The sequence below is a fragment of the Microbacterium sp. NPDC055683 genome, assembly GCF_053617895.1.
In genome coordinates, this window is record NZ_JBSHGQ010000014.1 from 1 (window position 1) to 24338 (window position 24338).

Sequence of the window (24338 nt, forward strand, 5' to 3'; positions counted from 1 at the left end):
CTCCACCCCGCGGCCGCCCCCCCCGAGGGGTGGCCGGCCGCGTCGTCGAGCCGCGCGTCAGGCGAGCGCGCGGGCGATGAGGTCCGCCTGCTCCACAGCGTGGATCTTCGACGAGCCCGTCGACGGCGCCGCCGCCGCCGGTCGCGACACGACCGAGATGCGCTTGCCGCTGCGGTTCGCGATCTCAAGCGAGATGAACGGCCACGCGCCCTGGTTCTCCGGCTCGTCCTGCACCCACACGACCTCGGCGTTCGGGTACTCCGACAGCACGGCCTTCAGCTCGGCGACCGGCATCGGATAGAACTGCTCGACACGCACGAGGGCGATCGAGTCGTCGGGCTTCTTCTCGAGCTCGCCGCGGAGATCCCAGTGGATCTTGCCGGAGTGCAGCAGCACCTTGCGGACGGCGCTCTTGTCGATCGCGCGGTCGTCGCCGATGACCGGCTCGAACCGTCCGCTCGTGAAGTCCGCGACCTCGCTCGTCGCGCCGCGCAGGCGCAGCATCGCCTTCGGGGTGAAGACGATGAGGGGCTTGCGCGGGCGCGCGTACGCCTGGCGGCGCAGGAGGTGGAAGTACGATGCGGGCGTGGAGGGACGCGCGACGGTCATGTTGTCCTGCGCGCACAGCTGCAGGAATCGCTCGATGCGCGCCGACGAGTGGTCGGGCCCCTGACCCTCGTAGCCGTGGGGGAGGAGCATGACGACGCCCGACTCCTGGCCCCATTTCTGCTCGGCGGCCGACACGTACTCGTCGATGACCGACTGCGCGCCGTTCACGAAGTCGCCGAACTGCGCCTCCCACAGCACGAGCGACTCGGGCGCCTCGACGGAGTAGCCGTACTCGAAGGCGAGGGCGGCGTACTCGCTGAGGAGCGAGTCGTACACCCAGAAGCGCCCCTGGCTCTCCGAGAGGTTGACGAGCGGCAGCCATTCCTGGCCGTTGACGCGGTCGTGGAACGCGGCGTGGCGCTGCACGAACGTGCCGCGGCGCGAGTCCTGCCCGGCGAGGCGCACGTTCGTGCCCTCGAGCAGCAGCGACCCGAATGCGAGCAGCTCGCCGAACGCCCAGTCGATCTTGCCCTCGCGGCTCATCTGCACGCGCTTGTCGAGCAGCTGCTGCAGCTTCTGGTGCACCGTGAAGCCGTCGGGCTTGTTGGCGTGCGCGTCGCCGATCTGCTGCACCACCTCGACGGGCACGCCCGTCGACTCCGGCGCCCCGACGACGACCTCGGCGGGGGCGTCGGGCGTCACGACGGGGTTCGCGCCCGTCTCGGCGGCGTGCGTCTCGGCGAAGGCGACCTCGAGGCGGTTCTGGAAGTCGGCCTTGGCCTGGTCGTACTCCTCCTCGGTGATGTCGCCGCGGCCCACGAGCGCCTCGGTGTAGAGACGGCGCACGGAGCGCTTCGCCTCGATGAGGTCGGTCATGAGCGGCTGCGTCATCGAGGGGTCGTCGCCCTCGTTGTGACCGCGACGGCGGTAGCAGATGAGGTCGATGACGATGTCGCGGTGGAACCTCTCGCGGTACTCGAACGCGAACTCCGCGGCGCGCACGACGGCCTCGGGGTCGTCGCCGTTCACATGGAGGATGGGCGCCTGGATGGTCTTGGCCGGGTCGCTCGCGTAGATCGACGTGCGGGAGTCGTTCGGCAGCGTGGTGAAGCCGACCTGGTTGTTCACGATGACGTGCACCGTTCCGCCGGTGCGGTAGCCGCGCAGCTGCGACATCTGCAGCGTCTCGACGACGACGCCCTGCCCGGCGAACGCGGCGTCGCCGTGCACGAGGATCGGCAGCCACGCGAACGAGGCGATGGGGCCGCGGTCCTGCTTGGCGCGCGCGATCCCCTCGAGCACGCCGTCGACGGTCTCGAGGTGCGAGGGGTTGGCCGCGAGGAGGACGTCGAGCTCGGCGCCCGCGTCCGAACGGAAGGTGCCCTGCGTGCCGAGGTGGTACTTGACGTCGCCCGAGCCGCGCTTGTTGCCCGGCAGCGCGCCCTCGAACTCCTGGAACACCTCGCCGTACGCCTTGCCGGCGATGTTCGTGAGCACGTTGAGGCGGCCGCGGTGCGGCATGCCGATCGCCGCGCCCTCGAGGCCGGCGTCGGCCGCGCCCTGCAGGATGCGGTCGAGGAGGGGGATGAGCGACTCACCGCCCTCGAGCGAGAAGCGCTTCTGGCCCACGTACTTCGTCTGCAGGAACGTCTCGAACGCCTCGGCCTCGTTGAGCTTGCTGAGGATGCGCAGCTGCTCGTCGTGGTCGGGCTTGACGTACTTGACCTCGAGGCGCTCCTGGAACCACTCGCGCTGCTCGTGGTCGGCGATGTGCATGTACTCGATGCCGGTCGTGCGGCAGTACGAGTCGCGCAGCACTCCCAGCACGTCGCGCAGCTTCATCTGGCGCTTGCCGCCGAAGCCGTTCGTGACGAACTCGCGGTCGAGGTCCCAGAAGGTGAGGCCGTGCGACTCGATCTCGAGGTCGTGGTGCTCGCGCTGGCGGTACTCGAGCGGGTCGACGTCGGCCATCAGATGGCCGCGCACGCGGTACGAGTTGATGATCTCCTGCACGCGAGCGGTCTTGTCGATGCGCTCGGACAGGTCGACGGCGACGTCGGGGTTCCAGCGGATGGGCGCGTACGGGATGCGCAGCGCCGCGAAGATGTCCTCGTAGAACCCGCGCTGCCCGATGAGCAGCTCGTGCACCTTCTTGAGGAACTCGCCCGAGCCCGCGCCCTGGATGACGCGGTGGTCGTACGTGCTCGTCAGCGTGATCGTCTTGCCGATCGCGAGCTCGTTGAGCGTCTTCGGGCTCGCGCCCTGGAACTCGGCCGGGTACTCGAGGGCGCCGGCGCCGATGATGGCGCCCTGCCCCTTCATGAGCCGCGGCACGGAGTGGACCGTGCCGATGCCGCCGGGGTTCGTGAGGGAGATCGTGGTGCCGGCGAAGTCGGCGGCCGTGAGCTTGTTGCCGCGCGCCCGCTTGACGAGGTCCTCGTACGAGGACAGGTACTCGTTGAAGGTCAGGGTGTCGGCCTTCTTGATGCTCGGCACCATGAGGGCGCGCGTGCCGTCGGGCTTGGGCAGGTCGATCGCGATGCCGAGGTTGATGTGCGCGGGCGCGACGACCGACGGCTTCCCGTCGATCTCGGCGTAGAAGACGTTCTGGCTGGGGAACTCCTTGAGCGCCTGGATGAGCGCCCATCCGATGAGGTGGGTGAAGCTGACCTTGCCGCCGCGCGCACGCGCCATGTGGTTGTTGATGACGATGCGGTTGTCGATCATCAGCTTCGCGGGGATGGTCCGCACGCTCGTCGCGGTCGGGACGGTCAGCGACTCGTCCATGTTCTTCGCGAGGGTCTTGGTCATGCCCTTGAGGACGGTGACCGTGTCCTCCTCGGACTCCGCGGGCTGCGCCGCGTTCGGCTTCGCCACCGGCTGGTCGGCCGGGATCGGGGCGGGCTTGGCGGGCCGGGCCGTCGTCCGTGCGACGGGCTGCTGGCCGATCACGGGGATGGGCGCGGTCGGCGGGTGCGCCTCGGTCGAGGCCTGCGCCGTCGTAGCGGGCGCAGCGGCGCTCGAGCCGGCGTTCGAGCCGTACGCCTCCAGGATGGGCCACCATTCCTTGTCGACGGAGTTCCGATCGACCTTGAACTGCTCATAGAGCTCTTCGACGAGCCACTCGTTGGCGCCGAACTCGCCCTCGCTCGATGCACCGACGCCCGTCACCTGGCTTGACACGGCAGGATCGCCCACTTTCGTCCCTGAATCGTTGGCACGCCGGCTCCCGAGGCGTTCTCGCGGCGACGGGTCTCTGCGCGTGCGTTCGGGCAACCAGCCTATCCCAATCCGCGGTGCCCACGACCCGGCTCCGACCGGCTCGAGTCGGCGCTCGCGCCTCGTCGTTCCGGTCCGTGCGCAGTCTCGTCGGGCTGCGGCGGCGGCAGGGAATCCATCGGAAAGCACCCCGCGGGCGGCCCCATCGCTTCGGACGTCTTGCGCGCCCCTCGCCGCTCGGGCGTGGCGAGCCGCCTGCGGGTCGATCCGACGCCCCGCGACGGCACACGGGCCCCGGGGCGCGTGCGCCCCGGGGCGTCACCGCCGCCGCCCTCGCTCCGTCGCGTCGTGCACCTCGCCGACGAGCTCCTCGATGATGTCCTCGAGGAAGAGGACGGCCGTCGTCTCGCCCTGCCCGTCGCGCACGCGCGCGAGGTGCCGGCCGGCGCGGCGCATGATGGCGAGCGCGTCCTCGAGGTCCGTCGTCTCCTGGACCGGCACCATGTGGTGGATGCGCTTGGCCGGGATGGGGCGGGCCGCCTTCTCCTCGACGTCGTCGCCCTCCGCGGCACGCAGGATGTCCTTGAGGTGCACATAGCCGACGGGCTCGTCCTCGTCGTCGACGATGACGTAACGCGAGTAGCCGTGCTTGGCGACGGCGCGCTCGACCTCGTCGGGGGTGACCTGCTCGGGGAGCGTCACGATGTGCGAGAGCGGCACCGCGATGTCCTTCGCCTTCTTGTCGGTGAACTCGACCGCGGCGGCCACCGTGCCGGCGGTGTCGTCGAGGACGCCCTCCCTGCGCGACTGCGCGACGATCGTCGCCACCTCGTCGAGCGTGAACGTCGACGCCGCCTCGTTCTTCGGCTCGACGCCGAACAGGCGCAGCACCGCGTTGGCGATCCAGTTGAGCACCCAGATGACGGGATGGAACACCTTCGACACCCACACGAGCGGCGGCGCGAGCAGCAGCACGGCGCGGTCGGGCACAGAGAACGCGAGGTTCTTCGCGACCATCTCGCCGAACACGACGTGCAGGTACGACACGAACAGCAGCGCGATGACGAACGCGACCGTGTCGACGGCCGCCTCCGGGATCCCGGTCAGCGCGAGCGGCTCGGCCAGCAGATGGTGCAGCGCCGGCTCGGAGACGTTGAGGATGAGCAGCGAGCAGATCGTGATGCCGAGCTGCGAGGTCGCGAGCATGAGCGTCGCGTGCTCCATGGCGTAGAGCGCCGTCTTCGCGGCGCGCGAGCCCTTCTCGGCGAGGGGCTCGATCTGCGACCGCTTCGCCGAGATGACGGCGAACTCGCCGCCGACGAAGAAGGCGTTCGCGAGCAGCAGCACGACGAGCCATGCGAGTCCTGCCCAGTCGCTCATCGGGCGTCCTCCTCGGCGTCTGCGCCCTCGGGGAGCGGGTCGGGGGTGAAGCGCACGCGGTCGACGCGGCGTCCGTCCATGCGCTCGACGCGCAGCACGCCGCCGTCGACGGGGACGGCGTCTCCTGTTTGCGGGATGCGCTCGAGCACGCTCATGATGAATCCGCCGACCGTGTCGTAGGCGTCGTCTTCCGGGACATCGACGGCGGCGCGATCGCGCAGCTCGTCGGGGCGGAGCTGACCGGGGAACGTGAGCGAGTCGCGATGACGCACGACGCCGGCGAGGCGGCGGTCGTGCTCGTCCGACACCTCGCCGACGATCTCCTCGACGAGGTCCTCGAGCGTCACGACACCGGCGGTGCCGCCGTACTCGTCGACGACGACGGCCATCTGGTAGCCGCCCGCGCGGAGCTCCGCGATGAGGGCGTCCAGGCGCACCGTCTCGGGCACCCGCAGCGGCTCGCTCGCGAGGGCGCCGGCCGGGACATCCGCCCTGCGGTCGCGGGGAACGCCCACGGCGGCCTTGAGGTGCACGATGCCGACGATGTCGTCCATCGACTCGCCGTACACGGGGAATCGGCTGTGCCCCGTCTGGCGGGCGAGCTGCACGACGGCGTCGGCGGAGTCGTCCGCGGCGATCGCGTGCACGCGGGGGCGCGGGGTCATGACGTCGGCTGCGCTGTGCCGTGCGAACGTCAGACTGCGGTCGAGCAGGGTGGCGGTGTCCTCCTCGAGGACGCCCGCGAGGGCCGAGCGGCGGACGAGGCTCGACAGCTCCTCCGCCGAGCGGGCGCCTGAGAGCTCCTCCTTGGGCTCGACGCCCATGGCGCGCAGCACGCCGTTCGCGCTGCCGTTGAGCACGGCGATGACGGGGCGGAACACGGCCGTGAACGCGATCTGGAAGGGCGCGACGACCTTGGCGGTCGCGAGCGGGAGCGCGAGGGCGAAGTTCTTCGGCACGAGCTCGCCGAGGATCATCGACAGGATCGTCGCGACCGCCATGGCGACCACGGTCGAGACGGGGACGACGACCGCCTCGGGCACCCCCCACGAGGTGAGCGGGGGGCGCAGCACGTTGGAGAAGGCGGGCTCCAGCGTGTATCCCGTGAGGAGCGTCGTCAGGGTGATGCCGAGCTGAGCGCTGGAGAGGTGCGTCGAGGTGTGGCGGAGCGCCCGGATGGTGAGCGCGAGCCGCGTCTCCCCGCGCGCCTGCCGCGCTTCGAGGTCGGCCCTGTCGAGGTTGACGAGGGCGAACTCGCTCGCGACGAACAGGCCCGTGCCGATCGTCAGGATGAGCCCCACGCCCATGAGAACGTAATCCATCACGCATCACCTCCGAGGGGCTCGGAGTGCGGGCTGTGGGGCGAACGTCTGCAACTGGGAGGGTCGTCCATCGTGCGTGTCATCCTACGGCACGGGCCGGGGCTTCGGCGGATGGCCGATGCGCCGACGGCATGACCGGTGCGCGGGCTCAGGCGAACGCGGCGGCGCGGTAGCCGCGGATGTACTGCGGCGGCCAGACGCGCTCGGGCTCCACGCCCAGCTCGCCCGCGGCCCGCAGGGCGAAGTGCGGGTCGCGGAGGAACTCGCGCCCGGCGAACACGGCGTCGGCGCTGCCCTCCGCGAGGACCTCCTCCGCCTGGCGGCCGGTCGTGATGATGCCGACCGCGGCCGTGAGGGCGCCCGTCCGCTCGCGCACGCGCTCCGCGTAGGGGACCTGGTACCCGGGGCCCACCTCGATGCGCTGGTGCGCGACGAGACCGCTCGCCGAGACGTCGAAGAGATCGGCGCCGGCGTCCGCGGCCCAGCCCGCGACCGTCGCGACGTCGTCGACCTCCAGCCCGCCCGGGGCGGAGTCGACCGCTGAGAAGCGCACGAACAGCGGGACGGCGTCGCCGACCTCCGCGCGGACGGCGCGCACGACGTCGAGCACGAGCCGCGCGCGGTTCTCGAGCGAGCCGCCCCACGCGTCGTCGCGGAGGTTCGACAGCGGCGAGAGGAACTGGTGCAGGAGATAGCCGTGGGCGGCGTGGACCTCGAGCACCTCGAACCCCGCGTCGACGGCGCGCCGCGCCGCGGCGCGGAAGTCCGCGACGACCTGCGCGATGCCGTCGGCATCGAGCTCCCGCGGCTCGGCGAAGCCCTCGTAGGCGACGGGCGACGGCGCCACCGTGGTCCAGCCGCCCTCGGGAACGGGCACGCTCCCCGACGCGTCGGCGAAGGGCCACCAGGTCGACGCCTTGCGCCCCGCGTGCGCGAGCTGGATGCCCGCGACGGCGCCCCGCGCACGGATCGACCGGACGACGGGCGCCCACGCGTCGCGCTGGGCGTCGTTCCAGATGCCGGCGTCGCGCGGCGAGATGCGCCCCTCGGGGGAGACCGCGGCCGCCTCGCTCATGACGAGGCCCGCCCCGCCGGAGGCGAACTGCGCGAGATGGACGTGATGCCAGTCTCCCGGCACGCCGTCTTCCGCGCTGTACATGCACATGGGCGACACCCACAGCCGGTTGGGGATGGTCGTGTCGCGGATCGAGAGGGGGCTGAAGAGCAGGCTCACGGCGGATCCTTTCGGCGGTCGCCGGGCCGAGGCGACGGCGGCGCGGATAGGGTGGCCGCATGCCGGGAGGACATGCAGCGCACTCGGACGAGTGGACGGGGCACGACGCGGCGCGCGTGCTCCGGGTGCCAACCGCCTCGGATCACAAGTATTCCCGCGGTGTCGTCGCGTTGCACACCGGATCGCGCGCGTATCCGGGTGCCGCCGTGCTCTCGGCGGAGGGGGCGTGGCGCGCGGGATCCGGGATGGTGCGGTGGGACGGCCCCCGCGAGGTCGCGGCGCTCGTGCTCGCCCGCAGGCCCGAGACGGTCGTCGGCGCGGGGAGGGCCGATGCCCACGTCATCGGCTCCGGCATCGACGCGCGTGCGCGGGACGATGCGCTCACGACGCGCCTGCAGGCCGTGCTGCGCGGCGGCGCGCCGGTCGTCGTCGACGCGGGAGCGCTCGACCTCGCGGCGCAGGCGCGCGTGCCCCTCGTCGTCACGCCGCACGACGGCGAGCTGCGCGAGGTGCGCATCCCCCTGGGCTTCGGGATCGACGACGTCGACGACGACCCGCTCGCGCCGCGGCTGAGCGGCGCCTTCGCCGAGCGCGTGCTCGTGGTGCGCGAGACGGCCGTCGCGCTGGGCGGCGTCGTCGTGCTGAAGGGGGCCGCCACGATCGTCGCGACCCCGGGAGGATGGTGGACGACGGTGCGTGCGGGAACCCCCTGGCTCGCCACCGCCGGCACGGGCGACGTCCTCGCCGGGGCGCTCGGCGCGGTGCTCGCGGGGGCGGCGGCAGCGGCCCGCGTCGAGGGGCGCGAGCTCGACGTGGAGGAGCTGGGGCCCGTCGCCGCCACGGCGGTGTGGCTGCACGGCACGGCGGGGCGCATCGCCGCGGGGCAGGTGTCACCCGCGGGCGGCGGATCCGGGCGTCCGATCACGGCCCTCGACGTCGCGGAGGCGCTGCCGGCCGCGTTCGTCCATGCGCGGGTTCCGTAGGATGGGGCGCGTGCCGAACCGCGTCGTCCTGTGGGCCGGGTTCGTCGCCGTGCACGCATGGGTCGCCGCCGCCGGGTTCTGGATGCCGAACCAGCCGATGGGCGACGTGAACCTCGTGTACGACCCGTGGTCGACGCGCGCGCTGTCGGGCGACGGCATCGTCGGCGTCACGGAGTCGTGGGTCTACCCGCAGCTCGCACTCGCCCCCATGATGCTCGCCCAGGCGCTCGCGGGGATCGGGGGATACGACCTCGGCTGGGCCCTGCTCGTGACCGCGCTCGACGCCGTCGCGTTCGCGATCCTGCTCGGGCGGGGGCGCTCCCGGGCGCGCGTCGGCGCTGCGGCGTTCTGGCTCGCCTTCCAGCTGCTCCTCGGGCCCGTCGGCATGTACCGGCTCGACGCCGTCACCGTGCCCCTCGCGATCACGGGACTGCTCGTGCTCGCGACGCGGCCCGCCGTCGCGTCGGCGGTGCTGACGGCCGGCGCCTGGGTCAAGGTCTGGCCGGCAGCGCTCGTCGCGACGGCGTTCGTCGCGCTCCGCGGGCGGCGGGGCGCGGTCGCCGTGGGAGCGGTCGTCACGACGGGCGTCGTGGTGGCGCTCGTGCTCGTGAGCGGGGGAGCGGCGCACCTCGCGGGGTTCGTCACGATGCAGACGGGCCGAGGGCTGCAGCTCGAGGCGCCCGTGAGCACCGCCTACCTCTGGGGCGCCATGCTCGGCATCCCCGACTGGTGGATCTTCTACGACCGCGAGATCCTCACCTTCCAGGTGACGGGCCCGAACGTCGACGCCGTCATCGCGGCCATGACGCCCCTGCTCGCCGTCGCGGTCCTCGCGGTGCTGGGGGTCGCCTTCTGGAAGGCGCAGTCCGGGGCCTCGTACCGGTCGCTCGTGCCGCCGCTCGCGCTCGCGCTCGTCCTCGTGCTCATGGTCTTCAACAAGGTGGGGTCGCCGCAGTTCCACGACTGGCTCATCGCGCCGATCGTGCTGTGGATCGTGGTCGACCGCGCGGCGGCGCGCGGGCCGGCGCTCGCCGCGCTCGGCTGCGCGCTGCTCACCCAGCTCGTCTACCCGCTGCTCTACATGGGGGTGATGACGGCGGATCCCGGCCCCGTGATCGTGCTCGCGCTCCGCAACGCGCTGCTCGTCGTGCTGCTCGGATGGGTCGTCGCTCGTCTCGTGCGCCTTCCGGCCAGGCGACGCGCCCCCGTCCTCCTCTCCGGGCGCTGACCCGGGTCGTCCTATCGAAGGGAACCGCCATGCTCGTCGCCTTCTCCGTCGCGCCGTCGGGAGACGGCCGCGCCGACGGATCCGTCCACGACGCGGTCGCCGCCGCCGTCGCCGTCGTCCGGGCATCGGGGCTCGCCCACCGCACGACCTCCATGTTCACGGAGATCGAGGGGCCGGACTGGGACACCGTGATGGCCGTCGTCAAGAGCGCGACCGAGGCCGTCCTGCCGTTCGGGTCGCGCGTCTCGCTCGTGCTGAAGGCCGACATCCGCCCGGGGTACGAGGGCGAGATCGACGGCAAGATCGCCCGGCTCGAGAAGGCGATCGACGCGCGCGACGATCGGGCCTCCTGATCGCCCGTAGACTCGACGGGTGACCACCTCGACCACCACGTCGAGGGGTGCGGCGATGTGGGCGCTCCTCTCGCTCTCCATCGGAGCCTTCGGCATCGGCATGACCGAGTTCGTGTCGATGGGCCTGCTCCCCGGCATCGCCGGCGACCTGCTCCCGACCGTGTACGGGGCGAGCCCGGAGGACGCCGTCGCGCAGGCGGGCGTGCTCATCAGCCTCTACGCGCTCGGCGTCGTCGTGGGCGCGCCGACGATCGCCGCCGTCGTGTCGCGGTACCCGCGGCATCGCGTGCTCATCGCCCTCGCCCTCGCTCTCCTCCTCTTCAACGCGCTCACGGTCGTCATGCCGACCTTCGAGCTCGTCGGCCTGTCGCGGTTCCTCTCGGGACTGCCGCACGGCGCCTACTTCGGGATGGCCGCCGTCGTCGCCGCCGACCTCTTCGGTGCGGAGAAGCGTGGGCGCGCGATCGCGGTCGTCATGGGCGGCCTCTCGATCGCGAACCTCGTGGGCGTGCCGGGAGGCACGCTCCTCGGGCAGCTGCTCGGATGGCGCGCCGCCTACCTCGTCGTCGGCGCGGTCTTCCTCGCGGCGCTGCTCATGATCGCCTTCTTCGTCCCCGCGCAGGCGGGAGACCCCGGCCGCACGTTCCGGAGCGAGCTGCGCGTCTTCCGCATCCCGCAGGTGTGGTTCACGATCGCGATCGGCTCCATCGGCTTCGGGTCGTTCTTCGCCGTCTACAGTTACGTCGCCACGCTCGTCACGGAGGTGTCGGGCGCCGACGAGCGGATGGTCCCGATCGCGCTGGTCGCCATCGGGCTCGGCATGACGGTGGGCAACTTCCTCGGCGGGTACCTCGCCGACCTCAGCGTGAAGAAGACGCTCGTCTACGGCCTCGTCGCGCTCGCCGCGGCGTCGGCGCTCGTCGGCGTCGTCTCGCACGTGCCGTGGCTGCTCGTCGTCGCGCTCCTCGTCTTCGCGACGGTCTCGGCGACCGCGACGCCCACGGTGCAGCTGCGCCTGCTCGACGTCGCCCGCGACCATCAGGCGATCGGAGCGGCTCTCAACCACTCCGCGCTCAACGTCGGCAACAGCCTCGGCGCGGCGCTCGGAGGCGCCGTGATCGCCGCGGGCTGGGGCTACGTCGCGCCCGTGTGGGTGGGCGTCGTGCTGGCCGTCGTCGGCGCCGCCATCGCCGTGACGGCGTTCGCCGTCGAGCGGCGGACGCCCGCGCGCGCGTTCGACGAGGCGTTCTCGTCCGAGGACACCTCGTCCGAGGACACAGGGACCTCGCCCATCCCGACGGCCTGATCCGGGTCGGCGCGGCGAACTAGGCTCGAGGCGTGACCGACCGATGCGCCTGGGTGCGCGACGCCATCCGCCTGCTCGAGGCGGACGCGAACCGCAGCGCCGACACGCACCTGCACGTCTTCCCGCTCCCGCCCGAATGGGGGATCGACCTCTACCTCAAGGACGAGTCGGTGCATCCCACGGGATCGCTCAAGCACCGGCTCGCGCGCTCGCTCATCCTGTACGGGCTCGTGAACGGCCGCATCGAGGAGGGGACCACTCTCGTGGAGGCCTCCAGCGGATCGACGGCCGTCTCGGAGGCGTACTTCGCCCGCATGCTGGGCCTCGACTTCGTGACGGTCGTGCCGCGCCGGACGAGCGCCGAGAAGATCGCCCTCATCGAGTTCTACGGAGGGCGCTGCCACTTCGTGGACGCGCCGGGCGACATGGACGGCGAAGCGGCGCGGCTGGCGGCGGAGACGGGCGGCCACTACCTCGACCAGTTCACCTACGCCGAGCGCGCGACCGACTGGCGCGGCAACAACAACATCGCCGAGAGCGTCTTCCAGCAGCTCGCCGCCGAGCGGTACCCCGTTCCCAGCTGGATCGTCGTGGGCGCGGGCACGGGAGGCACGAGCGCGACGTTCGGGCGCTATGTGCGCTACCGGCGCCATCCGACCCGCATCGCCGTCGTCGACCCCGAGAACTCGGCCTACCACGAGGGATGGCTCAGCGGCCGCGACGACATCGTCACCGGGCTGCCGAGCCGCATCGAGGGCATCGGCCGCCCGCGGGTGGAGCCGTCGTTCATCCCGGGCGTCATCGACGAGGTGCTGCCGATCCCCGACGCGGCGTCGCTCGCGGCCATCCGGGTGCTGCGGGATCGCACGATGCACTGGGCGGGCGGATCGACGGGCACGAACCTCGTCGGCGCGTTCCAGCTCATCGCGCGCATGCGCGCCGAGGGCCGCACCGGCAGCGTCGTCACGCTCATCTGCGACGGCGGCATCCGGTACGCGCACACCTATTACGACGACGCGTGGATCGCGGCGCAGGGGCTCGACCTCGCCCCGCATCGCGCCCGCCTCGAGCGGTTCCTCGCGACGGGGGAGTGGGACGCCTGAGAATCCGTCCAGGTCGGGCCGCGGCGCCGGCGGCGGCGCATAGCCTCGAAGGCATGGAAGCGATCTACACCACGGAAGCACTCGCCACGGGAGCCGGCCGCGACGGCCGCGTCGTCGTCGCGGGCACCGATCTCGACTTCGACCTCGCCGTGCCGAAGGCCATGGGAGGCTCGGGCGACGGCGCCAACCCGGAGCAGCTGTTCGCCGCCGGATACGCGGCGTGCTTCCACTCCGCGCTGCAGGCCGTCGCGCGCACGAAGAAGGTCTCGATCACGGGCACGTCCGTCGGCGCGCGCGTCGGCATCGGCTCGAATGGCGAGGGCGGCTTCGCGCTCTCCGTCGACCTCGAGGTCGTCATCCCCGAGCTCGACGCCGCGACCGCGCAGGACCTCGCCGACGCCGCGCACGAGGTGTGCCCGTACTCGAACGCGACGCGCGGCAACATCGACGTGCGCGTGAGCGTCGTCGACGACTGAGGGACTCAGGCGTCGAGCAGGCGCCGGAGGTGGTGCGCGACGGCTTCCGTCTCGATGAGGAAGCCGTCGTGCCCGAAGTCGCTGTGCAGGACCACCGACTCCTGCCCGTCGAGCGTGCGCGGGATGCTGCGGGCGATCCGGTGCTGCCCGTCGACGGGGAAGAGCCGGTCGCTGTCGACCCCGAGCACGAGCGTCGTCGCCGTGACGCGCGCGAGCGCCTCCTCGACGCCGCCGCGGTCGCGGCCCACGTCGTGGGAGTCCATCGCCTCGACGAGCAGCATGTAGCTGTTCGCGTCGAAGCGGCGCGTGAACTTGTTGCCGTGGAAGTCGAGGTACGACTCCACGGCGAACCGGCCGCCGTGGCCCAGCGGGCTCACGCCCGACTGCCATGAGCGCTGGAAGCGCTGGTTGAGCTCGGTGGGGCTGCGGTAGTTGAGCAGGGCCATCCGGCGCGCGAGGGCGAGGCCGCGGTGCGGGCCCTCGCCCGGTGCGGCGTCGTAGTAGTCGCCGCCCGCGAACCGCGGGTCCATCTGGATCGCCTCGAGCTGCACCGAGTTGAGCGCGATCTGGTCGGCGGTGTTGATGGGCGGCGACGACAGGATGGCCAGGCGCGCGACCCGATCGGGCAGCCCGACGGCCCATTCCAGCGCGTGCATCCCGCCCATCGACCCGCCGACGACGGCGGCCCAGCGGTCGACGCCGAGGGCGTCGGCGAGGCGCACCTGCGCGGCGACCTGATCGCGGATGGTGAGGTACGGGAAGCGCGACCCCCACGCCTCTCCGTCCGCGTGGATGCTCGCGGGGCCCGTCGATCCCTGGCAGCCGCCGAGCACGTTCGGGGCGACGACGAACCAGCGGTCGGTGTCGATGGCGAGCCCCGGCCCGACGAGCTCCTCCCACCATCCCGCGGTGGGGTGGCCGCGGCCGGCGGCGCCGCGCACGTGGCTGTCGCCCGTGAGCGCGTGCAGGATGAGGATCGCGTTGTCGCGTGCGGGCGAGAGCTCGCCCCAGGTCTCGTAGGCGATGCGGAAGGCCGGCAGCACGCCGCCCGCCTCGGTGCGGAGCGGACCGAACGCCGCGAAGGCGCGGTCGCCGGCCGGGTCGCCGTCGCGCCACGCTCCCGTCGCGCGCGGTCGCCCGGCCATGGAGCGGGCGTCGGCCTCCGTCACGGGAGCCGACGGCACCGTATCCTCGGAGATCTGCCAGTCCATCCGTCCATTCTCCCGTGCCGCGCGGTCCCGTCGCGCCAGTGTTACGCGCGGGCGCGTCGCGTCGCATCGCGTCGCGTCGCCCGGACGCCCGGCTGCCCTTCCGCCGAGACCAGCTCTCGTCGTCGAGACCAGTGCTCCCCGCACGGGTTTCGACGACCAGGGCTGGTCTCGACGAATGCGGCCGCACCGCCCCGGACGCGCCGCCCCGGACGCGCGGATGCCCCGGGCCGGGGCCCAGGGCATCCGCGGGGGAACGGCGTCAGGCGCGGGCGGCGGCGGACGCCTCGCGTGCGGCGACGAGCGCCTGCTCGAGATCGGCCTTCAGGTCCTCGACGTTCTCGAGGCCCACGGAGAGGCGCACGAGACCGGGCGTCACGCCGCTCGTCAGCTGCTGCTCCGGCGTCAGCTGCGAGTGGGTCGTCGACGCGGGGTGGATGACGAGCGAGCGCACGTCGCCGATGTTCGCGAGGTGGCTGAACAGCGTCAGCGAGTTCACGAACGTGCGGCCGGCGTCGACACCGCCCTTGAGCTCGAACGACAGCACGGCGCCGACGCCCTTGGGCGCGTAGCGGTTCGCTGCCGCGTACCAGGGCGACGAGGGCAGCCCGGAGTAGTTCACGGTCGCGACGTCGGGGTGCGACTCGAGCCACTCCGCGATCTCCTGCGCGTTCTGCACGTGGCGCTCGACGCGCAGCGACAGCGTCTCGATGCCCTGGATGAGCTGCCATGCGCTGGCAGGGGCGATCGACGAGCCGAGGTCGCGCAGCAGCTGCACGCGCGCCTTGATGATGTAGGCCAGCTCGTCTCCCACCGCCGCGGTGTAGCTGGCGCCGTGGTACGACGGGTCGGGGACCGTGAGCCCCGGGAACCGGTCGACGTTCTGCGACCACGCGAAGCGGCCGCCGTCGACGATGACGCCGCCGATGACCGTGCCGTGCCCGCCGAGGAACTTCGTCGCCGAGTGCACGACGATGTCGGCTCCGTGCTCGAACGGCCGGATGAGGTACGGCGTCGCGATCGTGTTGTCGACGATGAGCGGCACGCCGCTCTCGTGCGCGATGTCGGCGACGGTCTGGATGTCGAGCACGTTGACGGCGGGGTTCCCGATCGTCTCGGCGAAGAACAGCTTCGTGTTGGGGCGCACGGCGGCGCGCCACTGCTCGGGGTCGTCCTGGTTGTCGACGAACGTGACGTCGATCCCGAGCTTGCCGAGCGTGTACTTGAAGAGGTTGTACGTGCCGCCGTAGATCGAGCTCGACGACACGATGTGGTCGCCCGCCTCGGCGATGTTGAGCACGGCGAACGTCTCGGCCGCCTGGCCGCTGGCGACGAGGAGCGCGCCGGTTCCGCCCTCGAGTGCGGCGACGCGCTGCTCGACGACATCCTGCGTGGGGTTCTGGATGCGCGTGTAGATGTTGCCGAACTCGGCCAGCGCGAACAGGTTCTGCGCGTGGTCGGCGTCCTTGAACACGTACGACGTCGTGTTGTAGATCGGCGTGGCCCTGGCGCCCGTGACGGGGTCGGGCTGCGCGCCGGCGTGGATCTGTGTGGTCTCGAACCGCCAGGTGTCGGTCATGGTGCAGCTCCTCGGGTCGAACGATGGTCGGATGCGATGTCTCGGGGTGCCCGCCCTCGGGCACATCAGCGACAGTACGGAACCCCGCACGACCGGGCAATGCACGGGAAACGCGGCGTCATATCGCCCGTCGCCGGGCGTCACCGGGCGTCACACGACGACACGACGGGGACGGCATACTGGACGGATGGCGAACAGACGCGCGGTCGTGACGGGAGCGAGCTCGGGGATCGGGGAGGCGACGGTGCGGGCGCTGCGCACGCGCGGGTGGGACGTCGTGGGCGTCGCCCGCCGCGCCGACCGGCTCGCCGTCCTCGCGGAGGAGACCGGAGCGGACGTGTTCGCCGCCGACCTCACTCGGCAGGAGGACGTCGACGCCCTCGCCGACCACGTCGCCGCGGGCGGTCCGCTGCACTCCGTCGTCCAGATCGCAGGAGGCGCCCGCGGCACCGATCGCGTCGAGACGGGGAGGGCGGAGGACTGGACGTGGATGTTCGACGTCAACGTGCTCGCCACCCAGCGCGTCGTCAAGGCGCTGCTGCCCCAGGTGCGCGCCGCCGTCGACGGCGGCGCGGGACACGGCGATCTCGTCTTCCTCACCTCCACGGCGGCCCAGCTCGCGTATCCCGGCGGAGCCGGGTACAACGCCGCCAAGGCCGGGGAGTCGATGCTCGCGAACGCGCTGCGCCTCGAGCTCAACGGCGAGCCGCTGCGCGTCATCGAGATCGCGCCGGGGATGGTGCGCACGGAGGAGTTCACGCTCACGCGCCTCGGCGGCGACCAGGACGCCGCCGACGCCGTCTACGCCGGCGTGGAGAACCCGCTCACGGCCGAGGACGTGGCCGACGTCATCGCCTACGCGCTGGACGCGCCGGGGCACGTGAACCTCGACCTCGTGACGATGCGCCCCGTGGCGCAGTCGGCGCAGTACCTCCTCCACCGCGGTCCGCTCGCGACCCGCACGAACTGACGAAGGACCACCGATGACCGACGCGCCCCTCGACCGCGAGACCCTCACCTGGGACGGCTTCGGCGCCGCCACCCGCGACCTCGCCCGCAGCATCCTCGACAGCGGCTTCGCACCCGAGGTCGTGGTCGCGATCGCGCGCGGCGGGCTGCTCCCCGCCGGGGCGATCGCCTACGGGCTCGGCGCCAAGAACTGCGGCGCCATCAACGTCGAGTTCTATACGGGCATCGGCACGGTGCTCGATGCTCCGGAGGTGCTGCCGCCCGCGCTCGACATGGAGTACCTCGACGGGCGACGCGTGCTCCTCGTCGACGACGTCGCCGACTCCGGGCGCACGCTGGCGCTCGCCGTGAAGCTGCTGCAGGACAAGGGCGCCGACGTGCGCTCCGTGACGATCTACACGAAGCCGTCGACCATCATCCAGCCCGACTTCGCGTGGAAGGACACCGATCTGTGGATCGACTTCCCGTGGTCGTACAAGGGCACGGTCCGCGAGGAGGACCTCGGCCTGGCCCCCACGGCGTGACCGAGGTGGCCGGGAGATCTCTCGTCGAGCTCGCCGACGCGGGTCTCATCGACGCCGGATGGGCCGCCGCGCTCTCACCCGTCGCCGCGGACATCGCAGCGCTCGGCGAGCGGCTGCGCGCCGAGACCGCGGCCGGCCGCTCGTACCTCCCCGCGGGTTCGCGCGTGCTGCGCGCCTTCCAGCGTCCGCTGGCGGACGTGCGCGTCCTCATCGTGGGGCAGGATCCGTACCCGACGCCGGGCCATCCGATCGGGCTGTCGTTCGCCGTCGACCGGTCGGTGCGCCCCCTGCCGCGGAGCCTGCAGAACATCTACCGCGAGCTCGAGGCCGATCTCGGCATCCCGCCCGCCGCGCACGGCGACCTGTCGGCGTGGAGCGATCAGGGCGTGATGCTGCTCAACCGCGTGCTCACGGTCGCGCCGGGCGCGCCGGCGTCGCACCGCGGCTGGGGATGGGAGAAGGTCACGGAGACGGCCATCCGCGCTCTCGTCGCGCGCGGCGGCCCGCTCGCCGCCATCCTGTGGGGGCGCGACGCGGCGAACCTGCGGCCGCTCCTCGGCGATGTGCCGGCGGTCGAATCGCCCCATCCCTCCCCGCTCTCGGCGAGCCGCGGCTTCTTCGGCTCGCGGCCGTTCTCCCGTGTCAACGCCCTGCTCGCCCAGCAGGGAGCGGCCCCCGTGGACTGGACCGTCCCCGCGTAGGCTGGGCGTCATGCTCGAGGAGGAATACCAGAAGCGCCGCACGCTGCCGCGTCACCTCCGTCGGCCGCCCGAGCCCGAACGCCCGTTCAGCTACGAGATCCGCCCCGCCGTCGCGTCCGACATCGAGGACATCCGCGAGATCTACAACCACTACGTCACGAACTCCGTCGTGACCTTCGACGAGAAGCGCTGGACGCACAGGCAGTGGAAGGACAAGTTCCTGTACCTGCAGCGGCTCGGCCTGCCGTTCCTCGTCGCGGTCGCCCCGACCGGGCAGGTGCTCGGCTATGCCCTCGTCTCACCGTGGGCGGGCAAGACGTCGTACCGGCACACCGTCGAGAACTCGATCTACCTCGGCCACGCCGCCACGGGGAAGGGCCTCGGGGCTGCGCTGCTGGGCGCGCTCATCGAGGCCTGCGAGGAGAGGGGCATCCGTCAGCTGGTGGCCGTCATCAGCGACAAGGGCGCGGAGGGCTCGGTCGCGCTCCACGAGCGCTTCGGGTTCGTGGAGACGGGCCGTCGGGGCCGCGTCGGCTTCAAGTTCGGCCGCTGGCTCGGCACGATCTACATGGAGAAGAAGCTGCAGCCGCGCAAGCGGCCCGGGGTGCTCTCCCGCCTGTTCGGCGGCGGCGACGAGGCCGACGCCGTCGACTGACGGCCCCGCCGGCCTACGGCGCGATCGCCTGGCGGGGCGCGACGGGGGAGGGCTGCGTCAGCAGCACCGCCAGGTGCTCGAGCCCCATGGCGGGCGCGACGAGGCGCTCCCACGGGAACCGCGTGCGCGTCTCGTCGAGGAACGCCACCGCCTCGGCGAGATGGCGCGGCTCGTAGTTGTGCACACCGGTGATCGTGAGCCACCGCCGCACGACCCGCTCGGCGTCGATCGCCAACGGCTCGGCGGGCGCCACGGCACCCGCGAGCACGAGGCGTCCGCCGATCGTGAGCGCCGCGAGCGCCGACGTCGCCGCGGGCGTCGCGCCCGAGAACTCCATGGCGACGTCGACCTCGCCCGTGTGCGATCCGGGTGCCGCCAGCGCGGTCGCGCCGAACGCCGAGGCCAGCGAGCGCCGCGACGCATCGGGGTCGACGACGACCACCTCCGATGCGCCGCGCGACCGCACGGCCGCCGCGGCGGTGAGCCCGAGCATCCCCGCCCCGCTCACGAGCACCCGCAGGCCCATGAGGTCTCCTGCCGCCTCGAGCACGGCCATCACCGTCGCCGTGGCGCAGCCGGCCGGTGCCGCCACGCCGTCGCACAGCGTCGCCGGCACGCGCACGACCGTCGCCCCCGCGGGCAGCAGGATGTGCCGCGCGTACGCGCCCGACAGCGGCCAGGGCCCGTCCACGGGCTCGTGGCCGACCTTGCGCAGCTTGCGGCACTTCGCGGCGCGACCCGAGCGGCAGCGGTCGCACGCATGGCAGCCGACCGTCACACCCCACACGATGCGCTCGCCCGGCGACGCGGGGGCGCCCTCGCCCGCGGCGACGACGGTGCCGACCGCCTCGTGCCCCAGCACGCCGGGGCAGGGCGCCGCGCGGCGCCCTGCGAGCGTATGGCGGTCGCTCCCGCACACGGTGGCGAGGTCGACGCGCACGATCAGCTCGCCGTGCCGCGGCGCGGGCACGGGCAGCTCCTCGAGACGCACATCGGAGCCGCCGTGCCAGACCGCCGCCGTCGTGCGGGTGACGACGGCGGCGAGGGCCGGCTGGGCGAGCGTCACAGCCCGACGAGCGCGGGCACGTCCGCGACGGAGTCGAGGATGTGCGTGGCGCCCGCCTCGGCGAACTCGGCCGCTCCGTGCGTGCCCGTGAGCACGCCTGCCGCGATCAACGCACCCGCGCGCAGACCGCTGAGCACGTCCGACGCGGTGTCGCCGACGTTGGCGATGGCGCGCACGTCGTCGACGCGGAGGCTCAGGAGCGCGGTCAGCAGCATGTCGGGGAAGGGGCGGCCGCGCCCGGCGTCCGACGGCGACAGGGCGAGGTCGGCGATGCCGCGCCAGTCGAGCGCATCGAGCAGCGCATCGCGGGTCTCGGCCGAGAAGCCGGTCGTGAGGGCCACCCGCACACCGCCCGCACGCAGGGCGCCGATCGTCTCCGCGGCCCCCGGCAGCGGCGTCGCCGCGCCGCCGCGGATGAGGTCGAGGTAGGCCGCCTCGAACGCGCGGTTGGCGTCGTCGGCGCGTTCCCCGGACCCTGTCAGCGCGCGGAACACCTCGATCTTCGACTGGCCCATCGTCTCGATGGTGTAGGCGGCCGCCCGATCGCGCTCCGGCGTGCCGTCGGCGATGCCGACGGCGTCCATGGCGGCGCCGAACGCGGTCATGACGGCGCCGTCGTCGGCGACGGTCGTTCCGGCCATGTCGAGGCAGACGAGGCGGATGGGGACGGTGCTCATGCGGAGGTTCCTTCGCTGTCGAAGAGCTCGGCGACGACCGACTCGGCGAGGCCGAGCCCCGTCGTCATGCCGATGCCGGTGGTCACGGAGACGGCGCGCACGCCGTCGGCGGGCGTCGCCCGCAGGAAGTCGGCCGGCGCCGACGCGTACACGCCCTGCCAGCGCTCGCGGATGCGGGCAGGGGTGCCGAAGAGCTCGGCGGCGAGCGTCGAGAGCAGCGTGAACGATCCCTCGTCCTGGAACGGGGCGAGGGTCCCGCCTCGCACATGCGAGTCGCCCACGACGAGGGTGCCGTCGGGGCGCTCTGTGTACATCTGGTTGATGTCGCGGTCGAGGATCTCCGGCCGATCCGCCGCGATGCGCGCACGCAGGGCGGGCGCCGACGGTGTGCCGGCGAAGGCGGAGTACCGCAGCATGGACGATCCCGTGAGCACGGGCATCCCGAGCCCGACGCCGTCGGCGAGCATCATGTCGAGACCGCACCGGACGATGCCGTGACGCTCGGCGATGTCGGGGAGCAGCTGGTCGATGTCGTGGTTCACGGCGATCACGATGGCGTGCGCACGGATCCCGCCGCGTGTCGTGTGCAGCACGCCCGTCTCCGCGGAGAGGGCGGCCGTGCGCCACCGGAACGCGACGCCGCGCGCGGCGAGGTGCGCCGCGATGGCGGGGCCGGCCTCGCGCGGGTCGACCTGCAGATCGCGCGGCAGCAGCGCGCCCCCCACCGCACCGCGCACAGGGGCGCGCGCGCCGACCTCGGCTCCCGTCAGGAGCACGCCCTCGCCCGCCTCGGCCAGCACGGCGCGCTCCTCCTCGGTGCGGGCGACGAGCAGCGTCCCCGACGCGCGCAGCCAGAATCCCGCGCGCTCGGCGAGGCGCAGCCACAGCTCGCGCGCCCGCTCGGCGTACGCGCGGGCCTCGCCCGCCTGCACGCTCGTGCCGATGTGCCCGAAGTTGCGCACGGTGGCGCCGGCGATGGCGCTCGCGCGGTCGATGACGACGACGCGCAGCCCCCGCTCGACGGCGGCGGCCGCATGGCCGAGCCCGACGATGCCCGCTCCGACGACCGCGAGATCGTACGCGTCGTCGCTCACCGGACGGCCCGGCGGATGAGCAGCGACACGGTCTCGACGACCACGACGAGCGCGATGACGACGAGCACGTAGGCGAGCACCTCGTCGAAGTGGCGCCCCTGCAGGGCGTTCAGCAGCAGGAACCCGATGCCGCCGGCGCCGACGATGCCGAGCAGCGTCGCGGAGCGGATGTTCTGCTCCAGCAGGTACATGAGGTGGCTCACGAGCGCGGGCACCGACATCGGCACCGTGGCCGAGAAGAACACCTGCGCTCGCGTCCCGCCCGCGGCGGCGAGAGCGCGCTCCGGCCCGTTCGGCACCTCCTCCATCGAGTCGCCGATGAGCTTCGCGAGCAGGCCCACTCCGCCGATGCCGAGGGCGAGGGCCCCCGCCTGCGGGCCGATGCCGGCAGCGATGATGAAGAGGATGGCGATGACGAGGTCGGGGATGGCGCGCACGACGAGCGCGATCCCGCGGAAGACGTTGCGCACCCATCCGTTCGGCGCGACGTTGCGCGCCGACAGCGGGCCCACCACGGCCGAGATGACGGCCGCCATGAGCGTGGCGGCGAAGGCGATCTGGATGGTCGTGACGACGGCGGAGAGCACGTCGTCCCACCCTCGGCTGCCGAACGTGGGCGGCCAGATGGCGCGCTCGCGCGCGGGGTCGACGATCTGATCCCACGACGGCGTGAGCACGCGCGCGACGTCGGGCGCCGCGTAGAGGAACGCGGCGACGACGAGCGCGACGCCGAGCCAGATCCAGAGGTTCGCGGTCAGGCGCTCGCGCGTCCACGGCCGGTGCAGGGCCGCCTCGATGCGCGTTCCGCGCTCCTGCGCGGGGGTCTGCGCGGCCGGGGCGCCTGCGCCGGGCCGGCGGTCGGCGACGGCGCGTGCGACGGCGTCGCCGACGCCGCGCCCCGTGGGGCGCACGCCGAGCAGCCGCGCACGCAGCAGCGACGACACGATCTCGAACACGACGCACAGCGCGATGATGATGACGACGAGGGGGATGACGCGGCGCATGCCGGCGGGTCCTCCGTGCAGCGCGTCGTCGAGCTCGTAGCCGATGCCGACGACGCCGACGACGCCGAGGATGACCGTTCCGCGCAGGTTGATGTCGGCGCGGTGCAGCGCGACGGCGATCCAGGCGGGGAGCGCCTGCGGCACGACGCCGGCCCAGAACTCCTGGGCCCGAGAGCCGCCGGCGGCGCGGATGGCCAGGCGCGGGCCCTCGTCGATCTGCTCGATCGCGTCGGCGAACATCTTCGAGATCATGCCCACGGAGTGCAGGCCGATCGCGACGATCGCCGGCAGTGTGCCGGAGTTGAACCAGAGGAACGCGAGGAACACGACGAAGACGACGTCGGGGATGGCGCGCGCGACGACGCCGATGCCGCGGCAGACGGCGAGTACGATGCCGTTCGGCGCCGTGTTGCGCGCGGCGCCGTAGGCGACGGGCACCGACAGCAGCGCGGCGAGCGCGGTGCCGGCGATGACGAGGGCGAGCGTGATGGCGATCGTGAGGGCCATGTCGACGATCGGCTCGACGCCCACCCAGGTCGTCGTGAACGTCGTCGTGCCGTCGGCCCGCCGTTCGCCGGAGACCTCCCAGCCCGGCCACTGCAGGGGGGTGGCCAGGGTGAGGAACCGCGCGATGTTGCCCCCCGTCGCCTCCAGCCCCTTCGGGCTGTAGTCGAGGCCGATGAAGGACCACACCCCGAGGCCGAGGATGCCGACGATCACGGCCCATGAGGCCACCGTCGAGCTGCGCGGCGCGGGCCGCGGCACGGCGGCGATGCGCGCGGCGACAGCGCTCATGAGCGCCCCTCGTCGACGCTGTCCTGCGCGCGGCGCACGGCGTCCTCCCGGCGGAGCTCGCGGATGCGCACCTGCTCGCGCGCCTCGGCGAGCTCGTCCTCGATGGCGGTGATCTCGCTCGTCGAGGTCGCGACGCGGCCGTAGATCTCCATGACCTGCTCGCGCGAGAGCGCCTCGGTGCGGGTATCGAGCACGACCCTGCCGGCACGCAGGCCGACGATGCGGTCGCCCCAGCTGAGAGCCAGGTCGACCTGGTGCAGGGAGCACACCACCGTCAGGTCGCGCTCGGCCGCGATCTCGCGGATGAGGGCCATCACCTGGCCGCTCGACTCGGGGTCGAGCGAGGCGACCGGCTCGTCGGCGAGGAGGATCTCGGGGTCCTGCATGAGCGCACGCGCGATCGCGACCCGCTGCTGCTGGCCGCCCGAGAGGGTGTCTGCGCGCTGGTACGCGCGCTCGAGCAGCCCCACGCGGTCGAGGTGCCCGAGGGCCTTCTCCCGCAGATGCCGCGGGTAGGTCCAGATGCCGACGCGCGGCCCGCGCAGCGTCGAGAGGGCGCCCGTCAGCACGTTCTCGAGCACCGTGAGCGCGCCGACGAGCTCGAACTGCTGGAAGATGAAGCCGATCCGTCCGCGCAGGGCGCGCAGGGCGCCGCCGCGCAGCGCGGCGACGTGCTCGCCGAGCGAGACGACGGAGCCCGTCGTCGGCTCCTCGAGCCCGTTGATGTGCCGGAGCAGGGTCGACTTCCCCGACCCGGAGAGCCCGAGGAGCACCACGATCTCGCCGGGGGAGACGGACAGCGACACCTCCGCCAGGGCGGGCTCTGGCGCGCCGGGGTACGTCTTGCCCAGCTCGGCGATCCGGACGGCGGGGGTGTCGCTGCGCGTCATGTCGTGTCCGCTTCCTGCGTCAG

21 protein-coding genes are annotated in these 24338 nt (G+C 72.7%); 10 read left to right on the plus strand and 11 right to left on the minus strand.

Annotated elements, in window-relative coordinates; genetic code table 11:
* Positions 1-57: 57 nt before the first annotated feature.
* From ACWGPF_RS07365 to ACWGPF_RS07380, 4 genes are all read right to left on the minus strand, one after another.
* On the minus strand, positions 58-3732 hold the full coding sequence (locus tag ACWGPF_RS07365; protein ID WP_452332210.1) for a multifunctional oxoglutarate decarboxylase/oxoglutarate dehydrogenase thiamine pyrophosphate-binding subunit/dihydrolipoyllysine-residue succinyltransferase subunit: 3675 nt from the start codon (positions 3730-3732) through the stop codon (positions 58-60).
* Positions 3733-4086: 354 nt separating this feature from the next.
* Positions 4087-5148, minus strand: coding sequence for a hemolysin family protein (locus ACWGPF_RS07370; protein WP_452332211.1), 1062 nt, complete (start codon positions 5146-5148; stop codon positions 4087-4089).
* Positions 5145-6470, minus strand: a complete 1326-nt coding sequence (locus ACWGPF_RS07375; protein WP_452332212.1) for a hemolysin family protein — start codon at positions 6468-6470, stop codon at positions 5145-5147. Before ACWGPF_RS07375 ends, ACWGPF_RS07370 begins: the two co-directional genes overlap by 4 nt.
* 148 nt (positions 6471-6618) lie before the next feature.
* Positions 6619-7704 (minus strand): NADH:flavin oxidoreductase/NADH oxidase, encoded by a 1086-nt coding sequence (locus ACWGPF_RS07380; protein ID WP_452332213.1) that lies wholly within the window; start codon positions 7702-7704, stop codon positions 6619-6621.
* 59 nt (positions 7705-7763) lie between these two features.
* Here ACWGPF_RS07380 and ACWGPF_RS07385 point away from each other — a divergent pair, with 59 nt between their 5' ends.
* From ACWGPF_RS07385 to ACWGPF_RS07410, 6 genes are read left to right on the plus strand one after another with little or no spacing between them, the layout of a single operon-like run.
* Positions 7764-8687, plus strand: coding sequence for an ADP-dependent NAD(P)H-hydrate dehydratase (locus ACWGPF_RS07385; RefSeq protein WP_452332214.1), 924 nt, complete (start codon positions 7764-7766; stop codon positions 8685-8687).
* Between the two features lie 10 nt (positions 8688-8697).
* The gene (locus ACWGPF_RS07390; protein ID WP_452332215.1) at positions 8698-9915 is read left to right on the plus strand and encodes a hypothetical protein; all 1218 of its coding nucleotides are present in this window, start codon (positions 8698-8700) and stop codon (positions 9913-9915) included.
* Between the two features lie 29 nt (positions 9916-9944).
* The gene (locus ACWGPF_RS07395; RefSeq protein ID WP_452332216.1) at positions 9945-10268 is read left to right on the plus strand and encodes a thiamine-binding protein; all 324 of its coding nucleotides are present in this window, start codon (positions 9945-9947) and stop codon (positions 10266-10268) included.
* A 55-nt stretch (positions 10269-10323) separates the two neighbouring features.
* Positions 10324-11574 carry an MFS transporter gene (locus ACWGPF_RS07400; RefSeq protein ID WP_452332266.1) on the plus strand — a complete coding sequence of 417 codons (1251 nt, stop codon included), beginning with the start codon at positions 10324-10326 and terminating at the stop codon, positions 11572-11574.
* Between the two features lie 32 nt (positions 11575-11606).
* A complete protein-coding gene (locus ACWGPF_RS07405; protein ID WP_452332217.1) occupies positions 11607-12677 on the plus strand; it encodes a PLP-dependent cysteine synthase family protein in 1071 nt (356 codons plus the stop codon).
* Positions 12678-12730: 53 nt separating this feature from the next.
* Entirely contained in the window at positions 12731-13153 is a 423-nt protein-coding gene (locus tag ACWGPF_RS07410; RefSeq protein WP_452332218.1) for an organic hydroperoxide resistance protein, read from the plus strand.
* Between the two features lie 5 nt (positions 13154-13158).
* Here the strand turns inward: ACWGPF_RS07410 and metX are convergent, their stop codons facing one another.
* Positions 13159-14364, minus strand: a complete 1206-nt coding sequence (gene metX, locus ACWGPF_RS07415; protein WP_345439522.1) for a homoserine O-acetyltransferase MetX — start codon at positions 14362-14364, stop codon at positions 13159-13161.
* A 259-nt stretch (positions 14365-14623) separates the two neighbouring features.
* Entirely contained in the window at positions 14624-15940 is a 1317-nt protein-coding gene (locus ACWGPF_RS07420; RefSeq protein WP_452332219.1) for a bifunctional o-acetylhomoserine/o-acetylserine sulfhydrylase, read from the minus strand.
* A gap of 187 nt (positions 15941-16127) precedes the next feature.
* Between ACWGPF_RS07420 and ACWGPF_RS07425 the strand changes: the two genes are divergently transcribed.
* The 4 genes from ACWGPF_RS07425 to ACWGPF_RS07440 are packed head-to-tail and all read left to right on the plus strand — an operon-like array spanning position 16128 to position 18789.
* Positions 16128-16910, plus strand: coding sequence for an SDR family oxidoreductase (locus tag ACWGPF_RS07425; protein ID WP_452332220.1), 783 nt, complete (start codon positions 16128-16130; stop codon positions 16908-16910).
* 13 nt (positions 16911-16923) lie between these two features.
* Positions 16924-17433, plus strand: a complete 510-nt coding sequence (locus ACWGPF_RS07430) for a phosphoribosyltransferase (protein ID WP_452332221.1) — start codon at positions 16924-16926, stop codon at positions 17431-17433.
* Between the two features lie 5 nt (positions 17434-17438).
* On the plus strand, positions 17439-18134 hold the full coding sequence (locus tag ACWGPF_RS07435; protein ID WP_452332267.1) for a uracil-DNA glycosylase: 696 nt from the start codon (positions 17439-17441) through the stop codon (positions 18132-18134).
* 10 nt (positions 18135-18144) lie between these two features.
* On the plus strand, positions 18145-18789 hold the full coding sequence (locus ACWGPF_RS07440) for an N-acetyltransferase family protein (protein ID WP_452332222.1): 645 nt from the start codon (positions 18145-18147) through the stop codon (positions 18787-18789).
* A 13-nt stretch (positions 18790-18802) separates the two neighbouring features.
* Here ACWGPF_RS07440 and ACWGPF_RS07445 read toward each other — a convergent pair whose 3' ends face one another.
* Genes ACWGPF_RS07445 through phnC form a run of 5 tightly spaced genes read right to left on the minus strand, consistent with a single transcriptional unit; the run spans position 18803 to position 24315 of the window.
* Positions 18803-19855: a zinc-binding dehydrogenase gene (locus ACWGPF_RS07445; RefSeq protein WP_452332223.1), complete on the minus strand. Its 1053-nt coding sequence runs from the start codon at positions 19853-19855 to the stop codon at positions 18803-18805.
* The gene (locus tag ACWGPF_RS07450) at positions 19852-20532 is read right to left on the minus strand and encodes an HAD family hydrolase (protein WP_452332224.1); all 681 of its coding nucleotides are present in this window, start codon (positions 20530-20532) and stop codon (positions 19852-19854) included. Before ACWGPF_RS07450 ends, ACWGPF_RS07445 begins: the two co-directional genes overlap by 4 nt.
* On the minus strand, positions 20529-21626 hold the full coding sequence (locus tag ACWGPF_RS07455; protein WP_452332225.1) for a TIGR03364 family FAD-dependent oxidoreductase: 1098 nt from the start codon (positions 21624-21626) through the stop codon (positions 20529-20531). The genes ACWGPF_RS07450 and ACWGPF_RS07455 overlap by 4 nt, the downstream gene beginning before the upstream one ends.
* Positions 21623-23425, minus strand: a complete 1803-nt coding sequence (gene phnE, locus ACWGPF_RS07460; RefSeq protein WP_452332226.1) for a phosphonate ABC transporter, permease protein PhnE — start codon at positions 23423-23425, stop codon at positions 21623-21625. Before phnE ends, ACWGPF_RS07455 begins: the two co-directional genes overlap by 4 nt.
* Positions 23422-24315: a phosphonate ABC transporter ATP-binding protein gene (gene phnC / locus ACWGPF_RS07465; RefSeq protein ID WP_452332227.1), complete on the minus strand. Its 894-nt coding sequence runs from the start codon at positions 24313-24315 to the stop codon at positions 23422-23424. The genes phnE and phnC overlap by 4 nt, the downstream gene beginning before the upstream one ends.
* Positions 24316-24338: the final 23 nt, after the last annotated feature.

What these genes read in the sequence shown, in the direction of transcription:
- ACWGPF_RS07375 (WP_452332212.1), bottom strand. Translation starts at nt 6,470, where the DNA reads ATGGATTACGTTCTCATGGGCGTGGGGCTCATCCTGACGATCGGCACG.
- ACWGPF_RS07420 (WP_452332219.1), bottom strand. Translation starts at nt 15,940, where the DNA reads ATGACCGACACCTGGCGGTTCGAGACCACACAGATCCACGCCGGCGCG.
- ACWGPF_RS07400 (WP_452332266.1), top strand. Translation starts at nt 10,324, where the DNA reads ATGTGGGCGCTCCTCTCGCTCTCCATCGGAGCCTTCGGCATCGGCATG.
- ACWGPF_RS07370 (WP_452332211.1), bottom strand. Translation starts at nt 5,148, where the DNA reads ATGAGCGACTGGGCAGGACTCGCATGGCTCGTCGTGCTGCTGCTCGCG.
- ACWGPF_RS07430 (WP_452332221.1), top strand. Translation starts at nt 16,924, where the DNA reads ATGACCGACGCGCCCCTCGACCGCGAGACCCTCACCTGGGACGGCTTC.
- metX (WP_345439522.1), bottom strand. Translation starts at nt 14,364, where the DNA reads ATGGACTGGCAGATCTCCGAGGATACGGTGCCGTCGGCTCCCGTGACG.
- ACWGPF_RS07385 (WP_452332214.1), top strand. Translation starts at nt 7,764, where the DNA reads ATGCCGGGAGGACATGCAGCGCACTCGGACGAGTGGACGGGGCACGAC.
- phnC (WP_452332227.1), bottom strand. Translation starts at nt 24,315, where the DNA reads ATGACGCGCAGCGACACCCCCGCCGTCCGGATCGCCGAGCTGGGCAAG.
- ACWGPF_RS07395 (WP_452332216.1), top strand. Translation starts at nt 9,945, where the DNA reads ATGCTCGTCGCCTTCTCCGTCGCGCCGTCGGGAGACGGCCGCGCCGAC.
- phnE (WP_452332226.1), bottom strand. Translation starts at nt 23,425, where the DNA reads ATGAGCGCTGTCGCCGCGCGCATCGCCGCCGTGCCGCGGCCCGCGCCG.
- ACWGPF_RS07425 (WP_452332220.1), top strand. Translation starts at nt 16,128, where the DNA reads ATGGCGAACAGACGCGCGGTCGTGACGGGAGCGAGCTCGGGGATCGGG.
- ACWGPF_RS07410 (WP_452332218.1), top strand. Translation starts at nt 12,731, where the DNA reads ATGGAAGCGATCTACACCACGGAAGCACTCGCCACGGGAGCCGGCCGC.
- ACWGPF_RS07440 (WP_452332222.1), top strand. Translation starts at nt 18,145, where the DNA reads ATGCTCGAGGAGGAATACCAGAAGCGCCGCACGCTGCCGCGTCACCTC.
- ACWGPF_RS07450 (WP_452332224.1), bottom strand. Translation starts at nt 20,532, where the DNA reads ATGAGCACCGTCCCCATCCGCCTCGTCTGCCTCGACATGGCCGGAACG.